Genomic DNA, 25690 nt, shown 5'->3' with positions numbered 1-25690 from the left:
GAAGGGCTCAATGATGAGGAAGGCACTGACGGCGACCGCCGCGGTCGTGGCAGGCGGGCTCGTGCTCGCCGGCTGCACCTCCGGCGGCGACGGCGACAACGGCGGCGAGGGTGGCGGTGGTGACAACACCGTCCACATCCTGGTGCTCAAGCACGCGCTCACCGGGCCGATGGACGACATGGACTGGGTCAGCCAGATCGAGGAGATGGCGGACGTCGAGATCGTCTGGGAGGAGGTCTCGGCCGACTGGGACCAGAAGAAGTCCACCATGCTGGCGGCCGGGGACATCCCGGACCTGGTGGTGGGTGTGAACGCGATCACCGGTTCGGACCTGGTGACGTTCAACGGACTCTTCGAGGACCTGTCCGATGACATGGACGCGCTGCCGAACGTGCAGGGCATGTTCGACGCGGTCCCGCAGACCGAGGCGATGGCCACGCAGACCGACGGCGCCGTGTTCTCGCTGCCCAGCTACCGGCGGTTCTGGCCGGAGACGGCCACCCGCCAGTACATCAACCAGCAGTGGCTGGACAACCTGGGCCTGGCGATGCCGACCACCTGGGACGAGCTCTTCGACGTGCTCAAGGCGTTCAAGGACGAGGACGCCAACGGCAACGGGGACCCCAGCGACGAGATCCCGATGGACTGGTCGCCCACCGGTACCGGCGGCTTCGGCTTCTTCCAGCCGTCCGTCCTCCTGGGCAGCCTCGGTCTGCCGATCACCGGCGGCGGCGGCGCCGGCTATTTCGTCGAGGACGGGCAGGTCGGCAACTTCTTCACCGACGAGCGCTACCGCGACGTCGTCGAGTTCCTGCACGACTGCTACGCCGAGGGCCTCATCAGCCAGGAGGTCATGACGCAGGACTACTCCGCCTACCAGTCCGTGGGCCGGGGCAACGGTGACGACGCGAGTGTCGGCTTCACCTGGGGCTGGACCGCCTCTGACCGGTTCGGCGCGCAGCTCGCCCCCCAGTACACGGCCACCGCGCCGATGCTGGCACCGGGCGGGGACGCCGCCGACGCGGTCTGGACCTACGACACCTACTCGCTGAACTACGGCCCGAACAGCATCACGATGTCGGCGCAGACCGACGTCCGCGACGCGGCGCTGCGGGTGATCGACGCGTTCTACGACCAGACCATCTCGGTGCAGGTGCTCTGGGGCGACGTCGGTCCGAACGTCACCGAGGCCGGCGAGAACTCCTACGAGGTGCTGCCGCCGGCCGACGAGACCTCGGACCCGTCCACCTGGAAGTGGACCACCACGTTGGCGGACAACGGTCCGATGTGGATCCGTGACGACATCGACGTGGTGCTGCCGACCGACCTGCAGGAGGCGGTCGACGAGGCCGCGCCGCTCGCACCGGCCATCGCCAACGTGGACCCGGTCGCGGACGTCTTTCCCGCGGAGTTCTTCAGCCTGAGCGCGGAGGACTCCTCCACGATCTCGCTGAACGACACCAACTTCCTCAGTATCGCGATGCAGAACTGGGCCACCTGGGTGACCGAGGGTGGCGCCGAGGCCGGGTGGGACGACCACGTCGCCCAGCTGGAGGCGGCCGGGCTGCCGCAGAACGTGGAGATCTACCAGGGCTACTACGACGACTACGTCGCCTCCCTGGGCTGATCGAGCACCGGGCCCGCCGCCACCATGGCGGCGGGCCCGGCCGAGCGGTCGAAGGAGACCCAGATGACGTTGATCGATCCGACGCCGGTGAAGGTGAGCCGGCGCGTGAAGGCCCAGGTGGCACCGACGGTGCCGGGCCGCCGTGGGCTGCGCCGGCACTTCCGCCGGTACTGGCAGCTGTGGGTGATGGCCGCGCCCGCGATCGCGTTCGTGGCCGTGTTCGCCTACGTCCCGATGTACGGGATCCAGCTGGCGTTCCGCGAGTTCGACTTCTCGGCCGGTCTCACCGGCGGCGAGTGGGTCGGCCTGAAGTACTTCCGGCAGTTCTTCGAGAGTCCGCAGTTCTGGACCCTGATGCGTAACACCGTGGTGATCAGCGTGACGACCCTGGTGGTCGGCTTCGTCGCCCCGATCGCCTTGGCGCTGCTCGTGAACCAGGTGGTCGGCCGCCGGCGCAAGAAGTTCCTGCAGACGGCCACCTACCTGCCGCACTTCATCTCGATCGTCGTGATCGTCGGGATGCTGCAGGTGTTCCTGTCGCCGTCGTCGGGGCTGATCACCCGGTTCCTGGAGGGCCTGGGAATCACCGGGGTGAACTTCCTCGGCGACACCTCGGCGTTCGTCCCGGTGTACGTGATCTCCGAGGTCTGGCAGCACTGCGGTTGGAACTCGATCATCTACCTGGCCGCCCTGGCCAGCGTCGACACCCAGCTGTACGAGGCGGCCAAGATCGACGGCGCCGGCCGCCTGAGCATCGTGCGGCACATCGACTTCCCGGCCCTGGTGCCGACCATGATCGTCCTGCTCATCCTGAACATGGGCGGGGTGCTCAACGCCGGCTTCGAGAAGATCTTCCTGATGCAGAACCCGCTGAACCTGGGCGTCTCGGAGGTCATCTCCACGTACGTGTACAAGATCGGGATCCTGTCCAACCAGTTCAGCTACGCCACGGCCATCGGGCTGTTCAACACGGCGATCAACTTCCTGTTCCTGGTGATCACGAACCAGATCGCCAAACGGGTCGCCAACACGAGCCTGTGGTGAGAGGAAAGACGACGATGCGACTGGCAACCCTGCGGCACCGCAGTCCCGGGGAGATCGCCTTCACGGTGGTCCTCGGACTGACCTGTGCCCTCATCCTGTTCATCACGCTGTACCCGGTGTACTTCGTGGTGATCGCCTCGGTCTCGGATCCGACCCTGGTGGCCACCGGCGGGGTGTCCTTCTGGCCCCGCGGCTGGTCCTGGTTCGGCTACGACCAGATCTTCGCGGACACCCGGATCTGGACCGGGTACCGGAACACGCTGATCTACACGGCGGCCGGCACCGCGCTGAACCTGCTGGTGACCCTGCCCGCGGCGTACGCGCTGTCCCGGCGCGAGTTCGCGCCGCGCAAGGTCCTGATGCTGTTCTTCGCGTTCACGATGTTCTTCAGCGGCGGACTGATCCCCACCTACCTGCTGTACCGGGACCTGAGCCTGCTGGACAACTGGGCGGTGTTCGTCCTGCCGTCGGCGGTGAACGTCTACAACCTGATCATCGCGCGGGCGTTCTTCGAGCACTCCCTGCCCGAGGAGATCTTCGAGGCGGCCACGATCGACGGCGCCAACTACTTCCAGTTCTTCCTCAAGATCGCGGTGCCGCTGTCCATGGCGATCATCTCCGTGATCGGGCTGTACTACCTGGTGCAGCACTGGAACGACTTCTTCACCGGTCTGGTGTTCGTGCGCACCTATGACAAACAGCCGCTGCAGATCGTGCTCCGGGACATCCTGATCTCCAATCAGGCCTTCGCCGGCGGCGCCGGCGGGGCGGGCGGCACGGGCGGCAGCTACGCCCAGCAGTACGCGGACCAGATCAAGTACGGCGTGATCGTGGTCTCCACACTCCCGGTGATCATCCTCTACCCCTTCCTCCAGAAGTACTTCGAGAAGGGCGTCATGATCGGGTCGGTGAAGGGCTGATGCTGCGACTGCTCGGATGGCACACGCGGGTCGGTGAGATCGGCGTGCGGTTGTTCGCACTGAACGCGCTGTGGCTGCTGTACACGCTGCGGGGCGGGGTGGTCGCCGGGGTGTTCCCGGCGACCGCCGCCGTGCACGCGGTGCTGCGTCGCGACCTGATGCGTCCCGATGACCCCCACCGGGAGCCGCTGCGGGTCGAGTTCGGAGCCGCCTGGCGCGCGGAACTGGGTTCGGCGAACGTGATCGGCTACGTACTGACGACGGCGTGGGTGCTGCTGCTCGTCGAGCACCACGTCCTCACCTCCGGTGGCGCGCAGGGCCTCGCGGCCGGGGTCGCGGCGCTGTTGTGGTTCGCGGCGGCGCTGCTGTTCGTCCTGTGCGCGTCGGTCTGGATGCTGGCGGTGCACTTCGACGAAGGACCGTTGGCGACGTTGCGGCGCGCCGCGCTGCTGGCCCTGGCTCGCCCGCTGACCGCCCTCGGCGCAGCCGTGGTGCTGGCCGTCGTGCTCTGCCTCTACTACGTGGTGCCGGGGCTGGTGCCGGTGTTCGGCGTGGCCGGTCCCGCCATGCTCACCTCCGCGCAGTTGTGGCGCAGCGGCGTCCTGCCCCGGCCGGCCCGGGAACCTCGACCGGAGCCGGTGCCGGCCCACTCGCACCTCTGAAGGGAATCCCGTTGTCAGTGACACGAAGCAAGGGATCTGACCGCATCCGGGCGCAGGTGGTGCTGCAACCGCTCGGGCACACCGGACGGGTCCGGATCGAGAGCGGGCCACTGGCCGAGCGCATCGCGGACGCCGCGGCCACCTACCTCGCCATGGACCCGGACGACGTCCTGCACGGCTTCCGGACGGCGGCCGGCCAGGACGCTCCCGGCGCACCCCTGACGGGTTGGTCCGCCGTGACCTCGGAGCCCACGTTCGGGCAGTGGGTCAGCGGACTCGCCCGCCTCGGCGCCACCGCCGGCGTGACGGCGGCGAGCGAGCGGGCGATCGAGTTGGTCGACGGCTTCGCGGAGACGGTCGGTCCTGACGGTGACGTCCGGATGTCCCTGTACGGCTACGAGAAGCTCATCTGCGGACTCGTCGACACGTTCACCCTCACCGGGCACGAGCCGGCGCTCGCGCTCCTGGAACGGACGGTGCCCTGGGCGGACCGGACCTTCGACCGAGCCCGCCCGACGCCGTCGGCGCACGACTTCGCCGGTGGCCGCATCGGTCCGACCAGCCATGCCCGCACCCTCGAGTGGTACACGCTCGCCGAGAATCTCCACCGTGCCTGGCTGGCCGGCGCCGACGACCGGGTCGGCGAGTTCGCGCGGGAGTGGCACTACGACGCCTACTGGGACCGCTTCCTGACGGAGCCGCAGCCGGGCCGGGCCTGGCCGGTCCCGGCCTGGCTGCACGCGTACTCGCACCTGAACACGTTCGCCTCGGCCGCCGCGGCGTACGAGGTCACCGGCGAGGACCGGTACCTGGAGATCGTGCGCAATGCGCATACGTACTTCACCACGACGCAGACCTACGCCACCGGCGGCTACGGACCGAGCGAGTTCACCCTCCCGGAGGACGGCGCGCTCGGGCGCAGCCTCGAGTGGCGCACCGACTCGGCCGAGATCGTGTGCGGGTCGTGGGCCGCATTCAAGGTCTCGACGGCGCTGCTGACATACACGGGGCTGGCCCGCTACGGGGACTGGGTGGAGCAGCTCGTCTACTCCGGGATCGGCGCGGTGACCCCAGTCCGGCCGGGTGGCCGGACGCCCTACTACCAGGACTACCGGCTCGGGGTCGCCACCAAGCTGCCGCACTGGGACGACTGGCCGTGCTGCTCGGGGACATACCTCCAGTGCGTCTCCGAACTGCCGAACCTCCTCTACTACGCGGCGGACGACGGTCTCGCCGTGCTGCTCTACGTGCCCTCGACGGTCTCCTGGGAACACGAGGGACGGGCGTTCGGCCTCACCCTCGAGACGTCCTTCCCGCAGACCGACGATGCCCGCCTGACCCTGCACGGCTCCGGGCGCCTGGCGTTGCGGCTGCGGGTCCCGTCGTGGAGCGAGGGGTTCTCGGCGGCCGTGAACGGGGAGCCGGTGAACGCCGTGGCGACCGGAGGTGACTGGCTGGTCATCGACCGGGACTGGCGCGACGGCGACGTCGTCGACGTCACGATCGGCGCCGGCCTGCGGGTCCTGCCGGTCGACGCCCGGCACCCGAACCGGGTCGCGTTCGCCCACGGCCCGGTCGTGCTGGCGCAGAGGGCGGACTGGACCATGCCTATCTCGCTCCCGACGCCCTGGGAGATGGTCGATCTCGAGCAGGCCTTCGAGCCGGGGGAGGGGGTGCGGTACACGCCCGTCGGCGTCGGGACGGCACGGCTGCCGTTCGGTGACCTGCGGCCGCTGTCGGAGATCGCCGAACGGATGCCGTACCGCGTCTACTTCGACCTGGACGACCCGCGGATCGTCTGACCGCACCCACCACCACACCCACTGGAGTTCGAACCCGCATGACCGATCACCACTTCTCCACCGACGCCGAGAGCTTCACCTGGCGGGGCGGTGGCGAGACCCTCGTGGTCCAGGCCTGGGGCGCCGACTCCGTGCGGGTGCGTGCCGCCCACGGGGCCGGCGTGATCGACACCGACTGGGCGCTGCTGCCCCCCGAGGCGGGCGCCCACGAGAAGGTGACGGTCGCCGTCGACGGCCCGGTCGCGACCCTGACCAACGGTGAGGTGCGCGTCGTCGCGACCGCCCGGGACTTCTTCGACGGCCAGGCCGGCTACCGGCGGTTCGCGTGCCGGCTGGAGTTCTTCGCGGCGGACGGTCGCCTGCTGTTCGCCGAGGAGGACGCCGGTGGCGCCCTCAAGCTGCGGGCCCGGGACTACTCGGCGCAGGACGGCGGCACCTACGCCGCGACCCTCGCCCTCGTGGCCGATCCCGCCGAGAAGCTGTACGGGATGGGCCAGTACCAGCAGGACATCCTCGATATCAAGGGCTGCACGTTCGAGCTCGCGCACCGCAACTCCCAGGTGAGCGTGCCGTTCGTGCTCTCCAGTGCCGGCTACGGGTTCCTCTGGCACAACCCCGCGATCGGCCGCGCGACGTTCGCGAGCAACCGCACCGAGTGGGTCGCCGAGTCCACCAGGCAGATCGACTACTGGGTCACCGTGGGTGCCTCGCCGGCGCAGATCACCGCGGCCTTCGCCGACGCCACCGGGCACGCGCCGATGATGCCCGAGCACGGCCTCGGGTTCTGGCAGTGCAAGCTGCGGTACTGGAACCAGGAGCAGCTGCTCGAGGTGGCCCGCGAGCACAAGCGGCGTGGCCTGCCGATGGACGTCATCGTCGCCGACTTCTTCCACTGGCCGCACATGGGCGACTACCGGTTCGAGGAGGAGTTCTGGCCCGACCCGGCCGCGATGGTCGCGGAACTGAAGGACCTCGGCATCGAGCTCATGGTCTCGGTGTGGCCCCAGGTGTCGCACTCCTCGGAGAACTACGCGCGGATGGCCCGCGAGGGCTGGCTCGCCCTGTCCAACCGTGGCGTCGACGTGCAGATGGCATTCGAAGGGCCGAGCCAGTTCGTGGACGTGACGAACCCCGCGGCCCGCGACTTCCTCTGGGAGACGTGCCGCGCCAACTATGCCCGGCACGGCATCCGGCTGTTCTGGCTGGACGAGGCGGAGCCCGAGTTCGCCTTCTACGACTACGGCGCCTACCGGTACCACCTCGGCCAGGTCCGCGAGGTCGGCAACATCTACCCGCAGCTGTTCGCGCGCACCTTCCACGACGGGTTGATGGCCGACGGCGAAGGTGCTCCGGTCAGTCTGGTGCGGGCCGCGTGGGCCGGTAGTCAGCGCTACGGCGCCCTCGTCTGGTCCGGCGACATCCACTCCAGCTTCGCCTCGATGGCCCGCCAGATCACCGCCGGGATCCACATGGGCGTGGCCGGGATCCCGTGGTTCACCACGGACATCGGCGGGTTCGGCGGCGGACGCACCGATGACCCGGCCTTCCACGAGCTGCTGGTGCGCTGGTTCCAGTTCGCGACGTTCCTGCCCGTGATGCGGCTGCACGGCGACCGCGGGCCGGCCGAGCCGGTCCGGGCCGCGGACGGCAGCCACCGCCGGGACTCCGGCGCCGCCAACGAGCTCTGGAGCTTCGGCGAGGAGGTGTTCGCGATCCTGTCCCGCTACACGCACCTGCGGGAGCGGCTGCGCGACTACACGCGCTCGGTGATGCGCGCCGCGCACACCTACGGCCAGCCGGTGATGCGCGCCCTGTTCCATGAGTTCCCGGATGATCCGGCCGCGTGGGACGTCGCCGATCAGTTCCTGTTCGGGCCGGACCTGCTGGTCGCGCCGGTGCTCGCAGCAGGGGCGCGCTCGCGGCCGGTGTACCTTCCTGGCGGAGCGGACTGGACGGACCTGCACACCGGCGAGGTGCACCACGGCGGGCAGCGGATCGAGGTGGACGCGCCGATCGAGGTCATCCCGGTGTTCGCCCGGGCCGGGGCGCTGCCCGGCCTGGTCGGCAGCCTCTGAGATCATGCTCCACGAGGTGCGGCGCCCGTGGGGAGCGCGCGTAACCTGCGCGTAACTAATTGACCCTAGTCTGACGATCTGTGTAGCGTACTTACACAGTCGAGGACGAGTGGGGGAACGGCCAGTGGTCGAGGTGGACGATGTGGCGCGGGTCCGAACGGGCCTGAGCCGGGCGATCGCCGAACCCGGTCTGATCGGCCGGGGTCCCGCCGGCCTCTGTGCGAACTACACGTCCGTCACGGCGGACCTGCGCCGCGGTGTGGACGCGCTGCTGGCCACGGGCGTGGAGCTGACCACGATCTTCACGCCGGAGCACGGCTACTGGGGTGCGGTGCAGGCGGGCGAGAGCGAGGGCGACGGCGTCGACCTCGCCACCGGCCTGCCGGTGGTGGACACCTACCGCTCCGACGGGCCGCGGCTCGACGGACTGCTGCGCGAGTCCGGGGTGGCCACGATCCTGGTGGACTTCCAGGACATCGGCATTCGGTTCTACACCTACACCTGGACGCTCTTCGACCTGCTCTGCTCCGCGGCGCGGGTCGGGATCCGAATCGTGGTGCTCGACCGGCCGAACCCCCTGGGTGGTCTGGTCCGGACCGGGCCCGGGCTCGATCCGTCCTGCGCCAGCTTCGTGGGCCGGGTCTCGATCCCGCTCCAGCACGGACTCACCCTCGGCGAGCTCGCCCGGTGGTTCAACTCGGCCCACGTGCCCGATGCCGTGGGCGCCGCCGCCGATCTCGAGGTGATCGAGCTGGCCGGCTGGGACCGGCAGCGCCAGGGCCCGCACGACGACTGGGTGATGCCGTCGCCGAACATGCCCACGCTGACCACCGCGACCGTCTTCGGCGCCATCGGCCTGCTGGAGGGCACCGTGCTCTCGGAGGGCCGCGGCACCACGAAGCCGTTCGAGCTGTTCGGGGCGTCCTGGACCGACGGGCGCCTGGCCGGCGCGCTGTCCGAGCAGGGCCTGCCCGGTGTCGCGTTCCGTGAGGCCGTCTTCCGCCCCACGTTCAGCAAGTGGCACGGCGACGTGGTGCACGGCGCCCAGTTGCACGTGCGTGATGTCGCGGCGTTCGATCCGATCGCGACCGGCGTGGCCGTGCTCCGGGCGGTCGCCGCCCTGTATCCCGGGGAGTCGATCTGGCTGCCTCCGCAGCCGGGCCGCCCGCCCTTCATCGACCTCCTCTGGGGCTCGACGGCCCTGCGCGAGGGAATCGATCGCGGCGCGGACCTGAGTGCGATCCTCGCCGCCGGTCCACCGACGCCGATCGTGCCGCCGGAGGCACTGCTCTACCCCTGAACACCGCCGCCGAACCCGAACGAAGGACGAATCCGTTGTCACCTCAGACGATCATGGCCGTGGGCGGTCACATCGGCGATATGGACCTCGCCGCCGGACCGCTGCTCGCGCAGAACGTGCTGGACGGCGGCCGGTCCGTGCTCGTGGCACTCACGCCGGGGGAGCGGGGGCACCCTCGGATGTCCGCCGCCGACTACCGCGAGCAGAAGATCGCCGAAGCGCGAGCGTTCGCGGCCGGGATCGGCGCCGAGGTGGTCATCTTCGATGACATCTCCGACGGGTTCCTCACCGCCGACGACGCGGTCGCCGAACGGGTCGCCGACCTCATCCGCGAGGTCAGGCCGACCACGCTGCTCGCGCACTGGCGGCGCAGCATCCACACCGACCACGAGAACGCCTCGATCCTCGCCGAGCGGGCGCGCTACCTGGCCGGCCTGCCCGGGTGGAAGGACGAAACCACCCGGCACGGCGTCGGCCGCCTGCTGTTCACGGAGAACTGGGAGGACGCGACCGGTTTCGACGCGGACCTGTTCGTGGAGATCTCGGCGGAGGCGCACCGGCTCTGGACCGACGCCATCAGCGGTCAAGCGTTCGCTCGCGGGGAGACCTACGGCTTCCGCTACATCGACTTCTACTCGGCCCAGATGATCACCCGCGGCTGCCTCGCCGGCGTGCCCCACGCCGTTGCCCTCTCCTCCGGGCGGACCTGGGGCATGGCGCCCCTGAACTGAACCGACCCTTCGGGAGCGGGCGGCACACGCCGTCCTGCTGCCGTCAATGAGCACCATCGAACAGATCGGAAAGGTCATTCCCTTGCAGGTCACCTATCGTGCGCACCGGCCCGGTGATGCCGCCCGGCTCGCCGAGCTCACCACGGTCGCGATGCCGCGCGACGCCGTCAGCGAGGACTGGTTCACCCACACCGTCCTGCTGGACCCGAACTTCGACCCCGACGGCCTGATCGTCGCCGTGGACGAGGCCACCGGTCAGGCGCAGGGCTTCGTCTACGCGGTCCGTGCCGGGCGAGGGATCGGGCCCGATCCCGACGGCGGGTGGATCACCATCGGCTGCGTCCGGCCCGACGCCCGCAGGCAGGGCATCGGCACCGAACTGGTGCGGCGGGCCGGGGCGTTCCTCGCGGGCAAGGGTGCCCACTGGGTCAACTACGCGGCCTACCCGCTGGCATACTTCGTGCCCGGCCTGGACACTGCCGCCTACCCGGACGCCGCCCGGCTGTTCGAGCGGGCCGGCTTCCGGCGGCTGTACACGGCCGCGGCGATGAGCCTCGATCTCGCCGACTACGCGACGCCGTCCGACGTGCTGGACCTGCGTGCGGCGCGGGTCGCCGACGGGTACGCGTTCGCAGCCGCCCGCCCCGATGATCTGCCCGAGGTGATCTCCTTCGCCGCGCAGCGGCTGGCCCCGGACTGGGGTGAGGCGGTCCGGGACTCCGTGCTGCAGCACGGACGGATCGACAGGGTGCTCCTGGCGCGCCACCCCGAGGGTCCCGTCGTGGGCTTCTCCACCTACGGCGCGTACCGCGGCCTGCGGGAACGGTTCGGCCCGTACGGGGTGGACGAGACGTCGCGCGGCACTGGCCTCGGAAAGGTGTTGCTGCACGAGACCCTCACCCGGATGCGCGCCGAGGGTGCCCAGAGCGCCTGGTTCCTGTGGACCGGCGAGGACTCACCTGCCGGGCACCTCTACCTGCGGTCCGGTTTCCGCATCACCCGGCGCTTCGACGTGCTGCGTGCCGACCTGGACCACTGACGTCACCTTTGTTCCCCCCGCTCCACCCATCGAAAGGTCAACCACATGAGAACCCCGAGGTTCATCCGTCTGGCCGCCGTGCTGACGGCCGGCACCCTCGCCCTGTCGGCCTGTACCGGCGGCGGCGACGACGACTCGGGCGAGGACGCCGGCGCGGTCGCACCGCTGACGATCCACGCCAACACGGCCAACACCTATCAGCAGAACTTCAACCCGTTCTCCCCGACGGCGCTCCAGGGCACCAAGGGCATGCTGTACGAGCCGCTGATGATCGCCACCCCGATGGTGCCCGGTGACGCGCAGCCCTGGCTGGCCGAGTCGATGGAGTTCAACGAGGAGGGCACGGTCGTCACGTTCGCGCTCCGGGAGGGCGTCACCTGGTCCGACGGCGAGGCGTTCGACGCCGACGACGTCGCGTTCACCTTCAACCTGATGCGGGACAACCCCGCGGCGAACGCGGGTGCGCTCGACCTTGCCGAGGCGGTCGCCACCGACCCCCTCACCGTGGAGGTGACCTTCAACAGTGTCGCGTTCGCGTTCCAGGCCTCCATCGCGAACACCGTCATGGTCCCCGAGCACGTGTTCGCCGACGTCGACCCGATCGAGTTCCAGAACGAGGAGCCGGTGGCCACCGGGCCGTTCGTGCTCGAGCAGTTCGGGCAACAGCTGTACACACTGAGCGCGAACGAGGGCTACTGGAACGCCGACGAGGTCGAGGTCGAGCAGGTCCGCTACCCGGCGTCCTCCGACCAGACGTTCAACAGCTCGCTGCAGGCCGGTGAGTTCGACTGGTCCGGCGGGTTCGTCGCCAACATCGACCAGATCTACGTCTCCGGGGACCCGGAGCACCGGTCCTACTGGTACCCCGGTGACGGACTCGTGAACCTGCTCGTGAACACGCAGACGGCACCGTTCGACGACGTGGCGGTGCGCGAGGCGCTCAGCGCCGGCATCGACCGCGACCAGCTCTCCGAGGTCGCCATGCAGGGGTACACCCCGCCGGCGCACCCCACCGGGCTGCCGTTGCCTGCCTACGAGTCGGTGCTGAGCGAGGAGTACGCCGATGCGGAGTTCAGTTACGACGTCGATGAGGCGAACGCCATCCTGGACGAGGCCGGCTATGTGCTCGGCAGCGACGGTGTGCGCACCACCCCGGCAGGCGAGCGGATGTCCTACGCGCTGCAGATCCCGTCGAGCTACGTGGACTGGGTGACGATGAGCGGCCTGCTCCAGGAGCAGCTCGCGAAGATCGGCGTGGTCGTGGAGCCCCAGGGCGTCTCGTTCGAGGCATGGCTGGAGGCCCGCAACTCCGGCAACTACCAGATGACCATCGCGTCCGTGGCGATGGGCCTCACCCCGTACACGCTGTTCCGTTCGATGATGAGTTCCGAGTACGAGACCGGCCCGGGCGAGACCGTCGTCTCGAACTACAACCGCTACTACGACGACGAGGCCGACGCCCTGCTGGAGTCATTCGCGGCCACCAGTGACCCCGAGGAGCAGCAGGCCGCGTTCGACGGGCTCGAGCAGATCATGGTCGAACAGCTCCCGGTCATCGCGATGCTGCAGTCCCCGAACTGGTTCCAGTACAACACCGCACGGTGGGAGGGGTTCCCCACCGAGGAGGACCCGTACGCCCTCGGCGCGCCGTTCCAGTTCCCGGACAACCTGTTGGTCGTCACGAACCTGACGCCCGCCGGCTGACCGCAGCGAGGTCGGGCGGGCGGCGCACACGCCGCCCGCCCGCGTCCGCCACCCGGCCGAATCCGATCCGAGAGGTTGTCCCGCTTGAAGTACCTCCTGCGCAAGGTGATGCTGTACGTGTTCATCGCCTGGGCTGCGCTCACCATGAACTTCCTGATCCCCCGGCTGATGCCGGGCGATCCCGTCGCGCTCCTCGTGGAACGGCTGTCAGGGCGGATCGACCCGGCCGCCATGGACGCGATCGCGGAGAGCTACGGGCTCACGGATGCGCCGCTGCACGTGCAGTACTGGGACTACCTCACCTCGCTGGCGGCCGGCGACCTCGGTCTCTCGATCGGCTTCTTCCCGGTCCCGGTCTCCGAGATCGTGCTGGGTGCACTGCCGTGGACGATCGGCTTGGTCGGCATCACCACGGTGATCAGCTTCCTGATCGGCACCGGGCTCGGCGTGGTGTTGGCCTGGCGGCGCGGATCCTGGACCGACCACCTGCTGCCGGCCCTCACCTTCCTCAACGCCGTCCCGTACTTCTGGATGGCGTTGATCCTGGTCCTGATCCTCTCGGTGAACCTGGGCTGGTTCCCGGTCTCGCACGCCTACGAACCGGGGCTGGTGCCGGGATGGGACTGGGAGTTCATCTCCTCCGTCCTCTATCACGGCATCCTGCCGGCGATCACGATCATCCTGGCCTCCTTCGCCGGCTGGGTGCTGAGCATGCGGAACATGACGGTGACCGTCCTCGGTGAGGACTACGTGACCATGGCCGAGGCGAAGGGCCTGCCGAAGCGGATGGTGCTGGTCAACTACGCGGCCCGGAACGCGATCCTGCCCTCGGTGACCGGGTTCGCACTCTCCCTCGGCGCCGTCGTCGGTGGGTCGATGCTCACCGAGGTGATCTTCAACTACCCGGGCGTCGGCTACACCCTGTTCGAGGCGGTCCAGAACCAGGACTTCCCGCTGATGCAGGGACTCTTCCTGATCATCTCGCTGGCGGTGATCGCCGCGAACCTCGTGGCCGACGTCGTCTACGTGTTCCTCGACCCCCGCACGCGTCAGGAAGGCTGACCATGAACCTCTCACGACTCGTGCCGGCCTCCGGGAAGGTGCGCGCGGGCCTGATCATCGCCATCTTCTTCGTGCTGATGGCCGTGTTCGGCCCGATGCTGACGAGCTACTCGCCGCAGGCCAGCGGCACCGACCTGCTCCAGCCGCCGTCCGGCGCGCACTGGCTCGGCACCACCCAGACCGGTCAGGACGTCTTCGCCCAGTTCGTGTACGGCGCCCGCGTCTCGCTCGGCGTCGGGCTGTTCGCGGGGATCATCTCGCAGATCGTCTCGGTCCTCGTCGGCGTCATCGGGGGCTACTTCCGAGGGCTCTCCGACGACCTGCTGTACATCCTCACGGCGGTGTTCCTGGTCGTTCCCGGGATGCCACTGCTGATCGTGCTGACCGGGTACCTGCCCTCACGGGGGATGATCTCCGTGGCGTTCGTGATCGCGATCACCTCGTGGGCCGGCTCGGCCCGAGTCCTGCGCGCCCAGACCATGTCGCTGCGGCGACGCGAGTTCGTCGAGGCGGCCCGGGCCACCGGTGAGTCGCGCACGCGGATCGTCTTCTCCGAGATCATGCCGAACGCCCTGCCACTGATCGCCTCCGGCTTCCTATTCTCCGTGATCGGTGCGGTCCTGGCCGAGGCCGGGCTGTCCTTCCTTGGCCTCGGCTCGCTGACGACCACGAGCTGGGGGTCGATGCTCTACTTCGCGCAGAGCGCGCAGGCGTTCCTGTACGGCGCCTGGTGGTGGTTCGTCCCGCCCGGCCTGGCGATCGCGGTCCTCGGGGCCGGCCTGGCCCTGATCAACTTCGGGATCGACGAGTACTCGAACCCGCGGCTGCGCACCGGCAAGAGCCGGGGCCGGGCCGTACGCACCGGCGGGCCGCAGGCGGCCGCGCTCAGCACCGCCGGCGCCGCGGCCGTGGCCTCAGGCGTCGATTCGCCGGGCCTGGCGTCGATCCCGTCCGAGGACGGCGTCAACGAGGTGGCGGGGCCGGAGCCTTCGGGTAGCGCCGCCGCCGCGGCGCAGATCCGCCCGATCGACGTGCCCGGGGCCCCGATCATCGAGGTCCGCAACCTCAAGGTCGACTACCCCAGCATCGACCAGGTGGTGCACGCCGTCGACGACGTCTCGATCACCCTGCACCGCGGCGAGCTCCTCGGCCTCGCGGGGGAGTCCGGGAGCGGCAAGTCCACCCTCACCAACGCGATCACCCGGCTGCTCCGCAACCCGGCGCAGGTGACCGGGGGATCCATCACCTACCACCGGGCCGCGCGCGCCCGTCCGGGTGCGTCGAGCGGCGCCGACCCGGGCGCGGCGGAGGCCATCGATCTGCTCGGGCTGTCCTCGGAGGAGCTACGCGGCTACCGCTGGGACGAGATCGCCATCGTGTTCCAGAGTGCGATGAACGCGCTGAACGCCGTGACCAGCGTCGGGGCGCAGTTCGACGACGTGCTCCGCGTGCACCGGCCGACCATGCCGGCCCGTGAACGGGAGGCGCTGGCACGGACGATGCTGGAGAAGGTCGGCATCGACTCCGACCGGGTCTCGGCCTATCCGCACGAGCTCTCCGGCGGGATGAAGCAGCGGGTCGCGATCGCCATCGCGCTCGTGCTCGAGCCGGACGTGATCATCATGGACGAGCCGACCACGGCGCTGGACCTGCTGATCCAACGCGAGGTGCTCGACCAGGTGATGGCGCTACGGGACGAGTACGGGTTCGCGATCATCTTCACCACGCACGACCTGTCCTTGCTGCTGGAGGTCTCGGACAGCATCGCCGTGATGCAGCGTGGCCGGCTGGTCGAGTACGGGCCGGCCCTCGAGGTCTATGCCGAGCCCCGCCATCCGTACACGCAGGCCCTGCTCGCCTCACTCGCCGACATGGGAGCCCTCGTATGAGCACCGACGTCATGGATCCGCACGAGCCCGAGCAGGGCCGCGTCGTGCTCGAGGCACGGAACCTGGTGAAGGACTTCCGCACGAACAAGCGGGCGGGGGTGTTCGGCCGGGAGTACTTCCGCGCCGTGGACGACGTCTCGCTGGAGCTGCGCGCCGGTCAGGTGACGGCCCTCGTGGGTCAGAGCGGCTCCGGCAAGAGCACCGTGGGCCGGCTCCTCGCCCAGCTGATGCCGTTGACCTCCGGCGAGCTCCTGCTGAACGGTGATCCGGTCTCGGCGACCCGTGGCCGAGCCTTCATCCGTTACACCGGCACCGTCCAGATGACCCTGCAGGATCCGTTCTCCTCGCTGAACCCGCTGCACCGGGTCAGTTACACCCTGGGCCGGGCCCTGCGGATCCATGGCGGTCCGATGAGCGCGGACGAGGTGGAGGAGTGGAGCCTCGCGCTACTGCGGAAGGTGGAGCTGGCACCGGCCGAGCGGTACCTGCACCGGTTCCCGCACGAGCTCTCCGGTGGGGAGCGGCAGCGGATCTCCTTCGCCCGCGCGCTCGCTGCCGAGCCGAAGGTGCTGCTCGCGGACGAACCTGTCTCGATGCTGGACGTGACGATCCGGAAGGGGATGCTCGATCTGCTGGACCAGCTGCGCCGGACCGAGGAACTCGCGGTCCTGTACATCACGCACGACCTGGGATCAGCCCGTGCGTACTCCGCGCAGACCCTGGTGATGTACCACGGCAAGGTCGTCGAGCGTGGGTCGAGCGAACAGGTGATCGACGCACCCTCCCACGAGTACACGCGGCGACTGCTGGCAGCCGCGCCGAACCCCCGACGGCGTCTGGCCGGGTGAGGCCGCCGGGGGCGGTCTCACCCCAGCAGGAGGTCGGCCACGGCGGACGCGCTGACGGCGCTCGAGCCGTGCGTGGTGACCAGCCGGGGCAGGTCCACGCCGAGGTCTCCGGGCCAGCCCAGGCGGACCACCACGGTGTCCGGGTGCCAGGCCAGCACGTCGGTGAGCGCGTGGCGCTCCGCGGCGGCGATGTGCGGCTGGTCGACCACCAGCACGACCTCGCCCTGCGGGTCCGCGCGCAGCAGTTCGGCGGTGTCATCGCCGTCGAACCGGTGGTGGCTGATCGCCCGGCGCGCGGCCAGCGCCCGACCCACCAGGTCGGCCTCCCGCCCGGCGGCGCGGTTGCGCAGCACCCGGGCGTCGATCACGGTGACCGGCACGCCCGCGCGGAGCCGGACGTCGCCGCGGACGTCGCAGGCGTGCGCGGCCACCCGTACCGCGGTGGTGGTCGGGGCGTTCCGTGCGGCGGTCGGGGTGTCCGGTGTCGAGGTGGTCGATGCCAGGTCCGGGCTCCCACCCGTGCGGTGGGCGGTGACCCAGGTACGCAGGGCGGCGATCCGCTCGGCCGCCTCTTCGAGGCGCTCCGCGCGCAGCGATCCCGAGCGGAGCGCGTCGACGACGGCGGTGTGCACGGTCCGGTAGGCGGACTCGTCCGGGCGCGGGTTCTCGGGCGTGCGCGGGTCCGCGCCCTGATTGCCGAGACAGACGAGGTCCACGCCGGCGGCGAGCGCCGCGACCGCACCCGGCCCGATCCCGAGTGTGCTCGCGATGGCCTCCATCTCGACGGCATCGGAGATGATCAGCCCGTCGAAGCCCATCCCGCGCAGCATCGACAACGCTCGGGGGTTCACGGTCGCGGGTTCCGGGCCGAGGACGGGCACGATGATGTGCGCCGTCAGCACGGACCGGACGCCGGCCTCGATCGCGGCCCGGAACGGGGCGAGGTGGATCTCCTCGAGCTCGTCGGCGCTCACCTCCATCCTGCTGACGGCGAGATGGGAGTCGGTGGTGGTATCGCCGTGGCCGGGGAAGTGCTTCGCGCAGGCCGCGGTGCCCGCACGCTGCAGTCCGCGCACGTAGGCGGCGGCGTGCCGCGCCACCAGCTCGGGATCGGCTCCGAACGAGCGGCTGCCGATGACGGGGTTCGCCGGGTTGTTGTTCACATCGGCGACGGGCGCCAGATCGATGGCGATGCCGTGGCGCGCGAGTTCGGCACCGATCTGCTCGGCGACGGTCTCGGTGTCCGCAATCACGTCGTGGCGACCCAGTACCGCATGGCCAGGGCTCGGGGACCCGTCCCGGGCGTGCAGCCGGGTCACAAGGCCACCCTCCTCGTCGGCTCCGACGAGGCTGCCGCGCGTGCCATCCAGCTCGCCGACGAGGCGGGACAGCTGGTCCGCGTCATCGGGGTCGATGTTGTGCGCGAACAGCAGCGCCCCCGGCGCTCCGGCATCGCGTGCGCGCAGCAACCAGTCGGGTGCCCGCGTTCCGGTGAAGCCGGGCCACAGAACGGAATGGGCCAGGGACTCGAGCGAGCGGTCGGAGCCGCGGTGGTGACGCATGTGCCCATCGTGGGTCAATTATTGGCGTACTTCAAGTAGAAGGCGTCAATCATTTTCATCGAGGCGCAACTGCTGGTTTACTTGAATTCGTTTGATTCAGGAAGAAGAGGTACATGGTGGCTGACCCCCAACCGGTGACGGGCGATCGGACCGACCTGCTCGAGACCGAGCGGATCGACGAGCGGTACCGACGGCTCGACGCGATCCCGACGCTGGACGCCCTGCGGGCGATGAACGAGGCCGAGGCCGGGGTGCCGCTCGCGGTGCGGGCCGTGCTGCCGCAGGTCGCTGCCGCCGTGGAGGCCGCCGCGGCCCGGATGGAGTCGGGTGGGCGGCTGATCTACCTCGGTGCCGGCACCTCGGGGCGGCTGGGAGTGGTGGACGCCTCGGAGTGTCCGCCCACGTTCCACACGGATCCGGGCCAGGTCCTGGGCGTGATCGCAGGCGGGCGCGGTGCCATGTTCGAGTCCGTCGAAGGTGCGGAGGACTCTGCCGAGCTCGGCGCCCAGGAGATCGCCGGCCTCGGGGTCACCGCGACCGACACGGTCGTCGGGATCGCCGCCAGCGGGCGCACCCCGTTCGTGCTCGGCGCGGTTCGGGCGGCGCGCGCCGCCGGCGCCCTGACCGTCGGCCTGGCCTGCAACACCGCCTCCGAGCTCGGGTCCGCCGTGGACCTGCCGATCGAGGTCGAGGTGGGCCCGGAGGTGCTCGCCGGATCCACCCGGCTGAAGGCGGGCTCCGCCACGAAGCAGGTCCTGAACATGATCTCGACCGGCGTGATGATCAGGCTCGGCAAGACCTACGGGAACCTGATGGTCGATCTGTCCGTCAGCAACGTCAAGCTCCGGGCACGGGCCGAGCGCCTGGTCGCGACCATCACGGGCGCGGACCCCCGAGTCGCCGCGCAGGCCCTGACCGATTCCGGTCAGCGGGTCCCGGTCGCCGCGATCATGGTGGCGCGCGGCCTGGACCGGGCCGCGGCAGAACGGCTGCTCGCCGAGGCCGGCGGCCGGCTCGGCGGGGTCCTGGACGCTCAGGCCTGAGCGACGTGCTCCCGGGCCAGTCCGGTCACCGCGCGACGTAGCGGCCCGGCATCGAACGCGGTCCGGACCGGGTGCACGCGGTTGGTCAGCAGCACGACGGCCAGGTCCGCCTCGGTGTCGATCACCAGCGAGGCGCCGGTGAACCCGGTGTGCCCGATCACGGCCGGGTCACCGGTGCCCATGAACGTGGCGTCCCCGAGGCGCATGCCGAGCGCCTGCCCGTACCCGACCCGGTCCCGTTCGGACGCAGGGAGCACGTCCCGACGCAGCAGCGTCAGCGAGTCCTCGCTGAGCAGCCCCGGCCCGTCGGCGCCGAGGGCAGCGGCGAACCGGACCAGGTCCGGCCCGGTGCTGAACACCCCGGCGTTCCCGGAGCCACCCAGGCTCCAGGCGGCCTCGTCATGGACGGTGCCGCACACGAGGCCGCGGTCGGGGACGGACTGGTACTCGGTCGGCACCACCCGGTCGCCCGCGCTGGTGGGGTCGTAGCCGGTGCTCGTCATCGCCAGCGGCCCGGTGACGGTGTCCGTCAGGAGGCTGGGCAACCCTCGCCCGGTGAGGTGCTCGAGGAGCAGGCCGAGCACCATGAAGCCCACGCAGGAGTACGCGTGGGCCGAGCCGGGTTCGGAGCACAGTTCCGTGCGCAGGACGTGCTGGGCACGGTCCGCACGGGTGCCGGGCACCTCCCACAGGCGCAGCACCGGCGGCAGGCCGGACGTATGGGTGAGCAGCTGCCGGGGGCTGATCCGCTCGTGGGTGCGGTCGACGGCGAACTCGGGGAGGTGATCGGCCACCGGTCGGTCGAGGTCGAGGACGCCGGCGTCCACCTGGATCAGGGCGGTGACCGTGGTCAGGATCTTCGTCAGGGACGCGATGTCGAACACCGGCTCCGGGGGCAGCGGGCGCCGTTCCTGCGTCGGGAGTAGTGCGCCGTCGGCCGCGAACAGCGTGGCGTACCCCGCCCGGGCGCGGGCGATCACCCGCCCGCGGTGGGCGATCAGCGCTTCGGCCCCGGCGGTGCCCGGAACGGGCTCGGCTGCTCCGACCGGGGCCGGGCCGGCGGCGGCGTTGCGGGTGGCCGAGTCCAGCAGCCCCTGCAGGGCAGCAGTCCGGGCGGGCTCGAGTCCGGCGTCCCGCTGCTCGGCGGGGCTCGACACGGAATCGCGTGACATCGCTCAGTTGTCCCGGAACTGGGCGACGGCGTCGTGGGTGTCGCGCAGGGCGTCGACCGTCTCGGTCATCCGGCGCTGGGCGACCGCGACGAAGATGCAGTCCACGATCAGCAACTGCGCGGTACGGGAGGCCATCGCTCCGGAGCGGAACGGTGACTCCCGGACCGCCGTCCGGAGTACGAGGTCGGCCGCTGCGGCGACGGGAGAGTCGGCGGCGTTCGTGATCGCCACCGCGGTCACCCCCCGTTCCCGGGCGGCCTCGAGGAACCGCACCACCTCCGCCGTCGTGCCCCGGTGGGAGAACCCGACCGCGACGTCGCCGGCACCCATCAGGCCGAGCGAGGTGACGGCGTCGTGCCCGTCCGCGAACGAGTAGGCCACCCGGCCGATCCGGAACAGCTTGCGGTGCAGGTCGGCGGCGCTCCAGCCGCTCGCGCTGACGCCGTAGACCGAGATCCGGGCCGCGGCGTCGATGGCGTCCACCACCCGGCCGAGCTCGGCGATGTCCAGGCTGTTGATGGTCTCCTCGATGCCGAGGTTCTCGGTGAAGCCGATGCTCGCCACGACCTCCTCCAGTGTGCTGCCGGCGGAGATGTCCGAACCGTAGGTCGCCGCGGGGGACCGCCGGGCACCCTCGCGGCCGACCTCGGTGGCCAGGGCGAGCCGGAGCTGGACGTATCCGGCCAGGCCGAGCGTCCGGCAGAAGCGGACGATCGTGGTCTCCGATGTGGCGCACTTACGTGCCAGCTCGGAGATCGTCTCCTCCAGGACGAGGCTCGGGTCGGCCAGGATCGCATCGGCCACGCGGCGCATCGACGGGGCGAGCGTGTCGCGCTTCGCCTGGATCTGGGACTGGATGCTCACGCGGGCCCTTCGACGACGTTGCTAGACCGTGGTCGGGCAGCGATCCACCGCGCCTGCCCCGACCGGAAACACTTTACCGACGCCGAACCGATCCGGGTGCTCGTTTGCGGCGGGACCGACGGCCGGACCGCGGGAGGCACCGCAGCGCGGCGGGACCCACGTCCCGACCGACAATGGGGTCACCTCATCGTGCAGCCAGCGCCTCTGAAACGATACAATCGAGTGTCGTGTCCGCTACCATCGCGGGGGCAGGCGGACGGCCGCCCCCGCGTGAAGAGACTGGAGAGTTCCCCCCGATGGTTCAGCGTCGAGTCCCGAAGGTGCGCGACCTCGCGCCGCTGATGCAGTTCAAGGCACCGGAACTGAACGGTCGCAAGCGACGCCTCGCCGCCGCCCTCAACGTCGAGGACCTGCGCACGATCGCCAAGCGGCGCACCCCGAAGGCCGCGTTCGACTACACCGAGGGCGCCGCCGAGAAGGAACTGTCCCTGAGCCGCGCCCGCCAGGCGTTCGAGGACATCGAGTTCCACCCGGCGATCCTGCGGGACGTCTCCGCGGTGGACACCTCGGCGACCGTGCTCGGCGGCCCGGTGGCGCTGCCGTTCGGGATCGCCCCCACCGGGTTCACCCGGATGATGCAGACCGAGGGCGAGATCGCGGGCGCCGGTGCCGCCGGCGCCGCCGGGATCCCGTTCTCGCTGTCGACCATGGGCACCGCCTCCATCGAGGACGTCGCCGCCGCCAACCCCGGTGGGCGGAACTGGTTCCAGCTGTACATGTGGAAGGACCGGGACCGGTCGATGGCCCTGGTGGACCGGGCCGCGAAGGCAGGCTTCGACACCCTCCTGGTCACCGTCGACGTGCCCGTCGCCGGCGCCCGGCTGCGGGACACCCGCAACGGCATGACGATCCCGCCCTCCCTCACCCCGAAGACCGTGCTCAACGCGCTCCCGCGTCCGCAGTGGTGGATCGACTTCCTCACCACCGAGCCGCTCGCGTTCGCGTCCCTCGACCGCTGGTCCGGGACCGTCGCGGACCTGCTGAACACGATGTTCGACCCGACCGTGGACTTCGACGACCTGCGCTGGGTCTCCGACCAGTGGCCCGGCAAGGTCGTGGTCAAGGGGATCCAGACCCTCGAGGACGCCAAGCGGGTCGCGGACCTCGGCGTGGACGGGATCGTGCTGTCCAATCACGGCGGCCGCCAGCTCGACCGGGCCCCGATCCCGTTCCACCTGCTGCCCGAGGTGGCCCGCGAGCTCGGGAACGACCTCGAGATCGTGCTGGACACCGGCATCATGAGCGGCGCGGATGTCGTCGCCGCGATCGCCCTCGGCGCCGACTTCACGCTCGTCGGCCGTGCCTACCTGTACGGCCTGATGGCCGGGGGACGCGACGGCGTGGACCGGATGATCGCCATCCTCACCGCGGAGATCACCCGGACCATGCGCCTGCTCGGGGTCGCCTCGCTCGACGAGCTCGGGCCGCAGCACGTGACCCAGCTGAGCCGGCTCGCACCCCTGCGGCGGGCGGCCCGCGCCGAGAGCGAGCGCCCGGTCAGCTGACCCGGCTCGCGGCCACCGCCGCCCGGCCCATGCGGGCCAGCCGGCGCAGTGCCTCGGCGTGCACGCCCTCGGCGGCGCCGCGCGCCGCGCCCGGGTCGGCGACCACCCGGGCGAGCCGCTCGATGACCCCGGCTGCGCCGTCGTCGATCTCGTTGACCATGTTCGACCCACCCAGGTCCGCGTACATGGCTCCCTTGACCGTGTCGGTCGGCTGGCGCAGGTAGGTGCCTGGCACGCCCACCGTTGTGGCCAGGATGGGGGAGTGGCACTCGATGCTGACGACGGCGGCGGCTCGCGCGTACGTGGCGGTCGCCGTGGGCAGGTCCCAGAACTCGTCGATGATCGCGACCTTCGCGCGCACGTCCTGCGGCAGGGTGGCCGGCCAGTAGTCGGCGATGAGGGCGACGGCGTAGCTCATCTCGGGCGCGACGAGCACCTTCCGGCCGGTGGTCCGGACCCACCAGGCGATGGTCTCGGTCAGGACGCCCAGGTCGCGCGGGGTGAACGCCTCGTTCACGGCGTCCTTGGTCAGGTCGGTGGCGGTGACCGGCAGGTTCCGGATGTGCGCGTACGGCGTGTAGCGCAGCCTGGGCACAGCGACGAGGAAGCCGGGCTCCAGGTCATGGTCGGCGAGCACGGCATCGGCGCCGGCCTCGTCGCGGATGTCGAACGCGAACGTCGCGTCCGGACCCGGCTCGAGGATCTCGGCGCGCACGCCCTGCCCCCGCAGGTAGTCCAGCGAGATCGTGTCCCGGCAGAACACGAACGCCGCACCGTCGAGGATCTCGCGAGATTCGTCGCCCAGGTGGCCGGGGGCGATCCCGCCGACCACCCGGCGGGCATCGGGAAGCTGGAACGGCATGAAGTTGCCGAGCGGGTCGAACGTGATGCCGAAGAACCCGTACGGCTTGCCGGAGGACTGCCAGGCCCGCAGGCCCGGGCCCGAGCCCATTCCGGCGGCGCTCCCGTGGATGAAGAGGTCCGCCTCGTCGAAGGCGCGCGCGAGTTCGGGGGTGTCCGGGCGGCCGTCGGGGCCGATGTCGCCATAGGCGAATTCGAGATCCGGGAACCGGCCGGCGAGCATGGCGTGCTCCCGGTCGTCCAGGCCGCCGGGCCACAGGATGATCCGGCCCGCGCCGGCGCCGAGCAGCGCCGTGATCGCGCCCGGCGTGTGGGCCACGTCCCCGATGTTGATGGTCTGCCAGGAGGACCGGAGCAGGATCGTGCCGGCTCCTCTCGCCTCGGCAGGGAGGTCTTGAAGCATCGTTGCATCACCAGTCATGCAGGCAGCATAGCGGGTGCGGATCGAAGGCCGGAAAGGCCGTCTACTCGCCGATGGCGCGCACGGTGACGACCTGGCACTGCACCGGGAAGGACTCGGCACACCCACCCTCGATCCAGACCTCGACGTCCTCTCCGTCCACCAGCTCCGCGGCCTCGATCGGCTGGTCGCCACGGAGGACGCCCGGGTCGCCGCGCAGGAGGTCCATGCCCTCGTAGTAGGGATCGGAGGGCGCCGCCAGGACGAGAGTGGTCCCCTCGCTCCCGACCGTTCCGGTGACGTCCGGGTCCCGGTCCGGCGGCCCACCGGGACCGGAGCAGGCCGCGGCCGTCAGGGCGAGGGTGAGGGCGGCGACGGCGAGCGGGATGCGGCGCTGAGCGTGCATCACCCGATGATGCCAGCCGCGTTCGGCACCGTCACCGGCGCGGGGTGCGGGTGACTCAGGCGGGCACGCTCGAGGCCCGGACCACGAGCTCCGGCTCGAACTCGACCTGCTCCGCGGCCAGGTCCTCCGAGCCGCGGCGCAGCAGCATGTCCGCGGCGGTCCACCCCATCTTGTACATCGGCTGGCGCACCGAGGTGAGCGGCGTGGCGAGCATGTTCGCGAACATGACGTCGTCGTAGCCGACCACGGCCATCTCGCCCGGCACGGAGACCTCCAGGTCCCGCAGGGCCCGCAGCGCCCCGAGCGCGGTGACGTCGTTGACGCAGAACGTGGCGGTCGGGGTGGGGCCGTCGGCGGCGAGGAGCCGGCGCATGCCGTCGTCGCCGCCGTCGGCGTTCAGGGCCTCGAGCGGGATCTCCACGAGCGAGGTGGCCGGGTCCAGGCCGTGGGCGGTGAGGGTCTGCATCACGCCGTCACGACGGTCCACGCACTGGCGCAACGTCAACGGGCCGTTCAGGAACGCCAGCCGGGTGTGGCCCTGGGCGAGCAGATGCTCGGTAGCGAGGGCGCCGCCGCCGACGTCGTCGACGGCGACCGACGGCAGGTCGGGAAGGGGAGAGGTGTGGTCGAGCAGGACCACGTCGATGCCCCGCTCGCGCATCGCAAGGAGCATGTCCAGGCTGCCCTCGGAGGGTGTCGCGATCACCCCGCGCACACCGTGCTCCTCGAACAGGCGCAGATAGCGGCCCTCGCGCTCGGGGTTCTCGTCCGAGCTGCACAGCATCAGCGTGTACTCGTCCTGGGCGAGCCGGTCCTCGATCCCGCGGGCCATCTCGGTGAAGAACGGGTTCGCGATGTCCAGCACCACCGCGCCGACGGTGTTCAGCTCACCGCTGCGCAACTGCCGGGCGGACGCGTTACGCACGAACGACAGTTCCTTGATCGCCGCCTCGACCCTGGCCCTGGTCGGCGGGGCCACGTTCTCCGGCCGGTTCAGCACGTTCGACACGGTGCCCACGGACACGCCTGCGAGCCGGGCCACGTCCGTGACGCTCGGACGCCTGCCGTTCCGGCCAGTGCCAGCCTGGGTCGCCGCCATCGTTCTCCTCGTTGA

21 protein-coding genes are annotated in these 25690 nt (G+C 70.5%); 15 read left to right on the top strand and 6 right to left on the bottom strand.

The annotated features are described in order from the left end of the window. Positions 1 to 13 precede the first annotated feature (13 nt). The 13 genes from KCQ71_RS14800 (at position 14) to KCQ71_RS14740 (ending at position 16703) form a co-directional block, all read left to right on the top strand. Complete coding sequence (locus KCQ71_RS14800; RefSeq protein WP_223407196.1) at positions 14 to 1627, top strand: type 2 periplasmic-binding domain-containing protein; 1614 nt, start codon at positions 14 to 16, stop codon at positions 1625 to 1627. 63 nt (positions 1628 to 1690) lie between these two features. After that, positions 1691 to 2671, top strand: coding sequence for an ABC transporter permease (locus KCQ71_RS14795; RefSeq protein WP_223407194.1), 981 nt, complete (start codon positions 1691 to 1693; stop codon positions 2669 to 2671). A gap of 14 nt (positions 2672 to 2685) precedes the next feature. Continuing rightward, complete coding sequence (locus KCQ71_RS14790; protein ID WP_223407192.1) at positions 2686 to 3591, top strand: carbohydrate ABC transporter permease; 906 nt, start codon at positions 2686 to 2688, stop codon at positions 3589 to 3591. Continuing rightward, positions 3591 to 4253 (top strand): YesL family protein, encoded by a 663-nt coding sequence (locus KCQ71_RS14785; RefSeq protein ID WP_223407190.1) that lies wholly within the window; start codon positions 3591 to 3593, stop codon positions 4251 to 4253. Before KCQ71_RS14790 ends, KCQ71_RS14785 begins: the two co-directional genes overlap by 1 nt. Before the next feature lie 17 nt (positions 4254 to 4270). Next, the gene (locus KCQ71_RS14780; RefSeq protein WP_223407188.1) at positions 4271 to 6055 is read left to right on the top strand and encodes a beta-L-arabinofuranosidase domain-containing protein; all 1785 of its coding nucleotides are present in this window, start codon (positions 4271 to 4273) and stop codon (positions 6053 to 6055) included. Between the two features lie 38 nt (positions 6056 to 6093). Continuing rightward, a complete protein-coding gene (locus tag KCQ71_RS14775) occupies positions 6094 to 8130 on the top strand; it encodes a glycoside hydrolase family 31 protein (RefSeq protein WP_223407185.1) in 2037 nt (678 codons plus the stop codon). Between the two features lie 142 nt (positions 8131 to 8272). After that, a complete protein-coding gene (locus tag KCQ71_RS14770; RefSeq protein ID WP_223407183.1) occupies positions 8273 to 9430 on the top strand; it encodes an exo-beta-N-acetylmuramidase NamZ family protein in 1158 nt (385 codons plus the stop codon). Positions 9431 to 9465: 35 nt separating this feature from the next. Then, on the top strand, positions 9466 to 10161 hold the full coding sequence (locus KCQ71_RS14765; RefSeq protein ID WP_223407181.1) for a PIG-L deacetylase family protein: 696 nt from the start codon (positions 9466 to 9468) through the stop codon (positions 10159 to 10161). Positions 10162 to 10207: 46 nt separating this feature from the next. Next, the gene (locus KCQ71_RS14760) at positions 10208 to 11200 is read left to right on the top strand and encodes a GNAT family N-acetyltransferase (protein WP_223407179.1); all 993 of its coding nucleotides are present in this window, start codon (positions 10208 to 10210) and stop codon (positions 11198 to 11200) included. A 45-nt stretch (positions 11201 to 11245) separates the two neighbouring features. After that, the gene (locus tag KCQ71_RS14755; RefSeq protein WP_223407177.1) at positions 11246 to 12904 is read left to right on the top strand and encodes an ABC transporter substrate-binding protein; all 1659 of its coding nucleotides are present in this window, start codon (positions 11246 to 11248) and stop codon (positions 12902 to 12904) included. 84 nt (positions 12905 to 12988) lie between these two features. Next, entirely contained in the window at positions 12989 to 13966 is a 978-nt protein-coding gene (locus tag KCQ71_RS14750; RefSeq protein WP_223407175.1) for an ABC transporter permease, read from the top strand. Between the two features lie 2 nt (positions 13967 to 13968). After that, a complete protein-coding gene (locus KCQ71_RS14745) occupies positions 13969 to 15855 on the top strand; it encodes a dipeptide/oligopeptide/nickel ABC transporter permease/ATP-binding protein (RefSeq protein ID WP_223407173.1) in 1887 nt (628 codons plus the stop codon). After that, positions 15852 to 16703: an ABC transporter ATP-binding protein gene (locus KCQ71_RS14740; RefSeq protein ID WP_223407171.1), complete on the top strand. Its 852-nt coding sequence runs from the start codon at positions 15852 to 15854 to the stop codon at positions 16701 to 16703. The genes KCQ71_RS14745 and KCQ71_RS14740 overlap by 4 nt, the downstream gene beginning before the upstream one ends. A gap of 17 nt (positions 16704 to 16720) precedes the next feature. On the opposite strand, the gene KCQ71_RS14735 is transcribed toward KCQ71_RS14740, so the two are convergent. Next, positions 16721 to 18265 (bottom strand): glycoside hydrolase family 3 N-terminal domain-containing protein, encoded by a 1545-nt coding sequence (locus KCQ71_RS14735; RefSeq protein ID WP_223407169.1) that lies wholly within the window; start codon positions 18263 to 18265, stop codon positions 16721 to 16723. Between the two features lie 113 nt (positions 18266 to 18378). On the opposite strand from KCQ71_RS14735, the gene murQ reads away from it, so the two are divergent. After that, a complete protein-coding gene (murQ, locus tag KCQ71_RS14730) occupies positions 18379 to 19308 on the top strand; it encodes an N-acetylmuramic acid 6-phosphate etherase (RefSeq protein ID WP_223407167.1) in 930 nt (309 codons plus the stop codon). On the opposite strand, the gene KCQ71_RS14725 is transcribed toward murQ, so the two are convergent. Together KCQ71_RS14725 and KCQ71_RS27670 are read right to left on the bottom strand one after the other, a co-directional pair. Beyond that, on the bottom strand, positions 19299 to 20480 hold the full coding sequence (locus KCQ71_RS14725) for a serine hydrolase domain-containing protein (protein ID WP_223407165.1): 1182 nt from the start codon (positions 20478 to 20480) through the stop codon (positions 19299 to 19301). The genes murQ and KCQ71_RS14725 overlap by 10 nt on opposite strands. A gap of 3 nt (positions 20481 to 20483) precedes the next feature. Then, positions 20484 to 21344: a MurR/RpiR family transcriptional regulator gene (locus KCQ71_RS27670; protein ID WP_223407162.1), complete on the bottom strand. Its 861-nt coding sequence runs from the start codon at positions 21342 to 21344 to the stop codon at positions 20484 to 20486. A gap of 296 nt (positions 21345 to 21640) precedes the next feature. Here KCQ71_RS27670 and KCQ71_RS14715 point away from each other — a divergent pair, with 296 nt between their 5' ends. Beyond that, positions 21641 to 22909 (top strand): alpha-hydroxy acid oxidase, encoded by a 1269-nt coding sequence (locus KCQ71_RS14715; protein ID WP_223407161.1) that lies wholly within the window; start codon positions 21641 to 21643, stop codon positions 22907 to 22909. Here the strand turns inward: KCQ71_RS14715 and KCQ71_RS14710 are convergent. Genes KCQ71_RS14710 through KCQ71_RS14700 form a run of 3 tightly spaced genes read right to left on the bottom strand, consistent with a single transcriptional unit; the run spans position 22902 to position 25675 of the window. After that, a complete protein-coding gene (locus KCQ71_RS14710) occupies positions 22902 to 24191 on the bottom strand; it encodes a polysaccharide pyruvyl transferase family protein (protein ID WP_223407159.1) in 1290 nt (429 codons plus the stop codon). The two genes, KCQ71_RS14715 and KCQ71_RS14710, sit on opposite strands and share 8 nt — an antisense overlap. Positions 24192 to 24234: 43 nt before the next feature. Beyond that, entirely contained in the window at positions 24235 to 24576 is a 342-nt protein-coding gene (locus tag KCQ71_RS14705) for a hypothetical protein (RefSeq protein WP_223407157.1), read from the bottom strand. Positions 24577 to 24631: 55 nt separating this feature from the next. Then, positions 24632 to 25675 carry a LacI family DNA-binding transcriptional regulator gene (locus KCQ71_RS14700; RefSeq protein WP_223407155.1) on the bottom strand — a complete coding sequence of 348 codons (1044 nt, stop codon included), beginning with the start codon at positions 25673 to 25675 and terminating at the stop codon, positions 24632 to 24634. Positions 25676 to 25690 lie beyond the last annotated feature (15 nt).

The organism is Occultella gossypii (assembly GCF_019947135.1).
GTDB lineage: Bacteria > Actinomycetota > Actinomycetes > Actinomycetales > Beutenbergiaceae > Occultella > Occultella gossypii.
The sequence above is the reverse complement of the archived record's forward strand: the minus strand, read 5'-3'. Positions and strand labels throughout refer to the sequence as shown.

Coding starts and splice junctions, on each gene's coding strand:
- KCQ71_RS14800 (WP_223407196.1), top strand. CDS start 14: ATGAGGAAGGCACTGACGGCGACCGCCGCGGTCGTGGCAGGCGGGCTC.
- KCQ71_RS14795 (WP_223407194.1), top strand. CDS start 1,691: ATGACGTTGATCGATCCGACGCCGGTGAAGGTGAGCCGGCGCGTGAAG.
- KCQ71_RS14790 (WP_223407192.1), top strand. CDS start 2,686: ATGCGACTGGCAACCCTGCGGCACCGCAGTCCCGGGGAGATCGCCTTC.
- KCQ71_RS14785 (WP_223407190.1), top strand. CDS start 3,591: ATGCTGCGACTGCTCGGATGGCACACGCGGGTCGGTGAGATCGGCGTG.
- KCQ71_RS14775 (WP_223407185.1), top strand. CDS start 6,094: ATGACCGATCACCACTTCTCCACCGACGCCGAGAGCTTCACCTGGCGG.
- KCQ71_RS14760 (WP_223407179.1), top strand. CDS start 10,208: ATGAGCACCATCGAACAGATCGGAAAGGTCATTCCCTTGCAGGTCACC.
- KCQ71_RS14755 (WP_223407177.1), top strand. CDS start 11,246: ATGAGAACCCCGAGGTTCATCCGTCTGGCCGCCGTGCTGACGGCCGGC.
- KCQ71_RS14745 (WP_223407173.1), top strand. CDS start 13,969: ATGAACCTCTCACGACTCGTGCCGGCCTCCGGGAAGGTGCGCGCGGGC.
- KCQ71_RS14740 (WP_223407171.1), top strand. CDS start 15,852: ATGAGCACCGACGTCATGGATCCGCACGAGCCCGAGCAGGGCCGCGTC.
- KCQ71_RS14735 (WP_223407169.1), bottom strand. CDS start 18,265: ATGCGTCACCACCGCGGCTCCGACCGCTCGCTCGAGTCCCTGGCCCAT.
- murQ (WP_223407167.1), top strand. CDS start 18,379: ATGGTGGCTGACCCCCAACCGGTGACGGGCGATCGGACCGACCTGCTC.
- KCQ71_RS14725 (WP_223407165.1), bottom strand. CDS start 20,480: ATGTCACGCGATTCCGTGTCGAGCCCCGCCGAGCAGCGGGACGCCGGA.
- KCQ71_RS14715 (WP_223407161.1), top strand. CDS start 21,641: ATGGTTCAGCGTCGAGTCCCGAAGGTGCGCGACCTCGCGCCGCTGATG.
- KCQ71_RS14710 (WP_223407159.1), bottom strand. CDS start 24,191: ATGACTGGTGATGCAACGATGCTTCAAGACCTCCCTGCCGAGGCGAGA.
- KCQ71_RS14705 (WP_223407157.1), bottom strand. CDS start 24,576: ATGCACGCTCAGCGCCGCATCCCGCTCGCCGTCGCCGCCCTCACCCTC.
- KCQ71_RS14700 (WP_223407155.1), bottom strand. CDS start 25,675: ATGGCGGCGACCCAGGCTGGCACTGGCCGGAACGGCAGGCGTCCGAGC.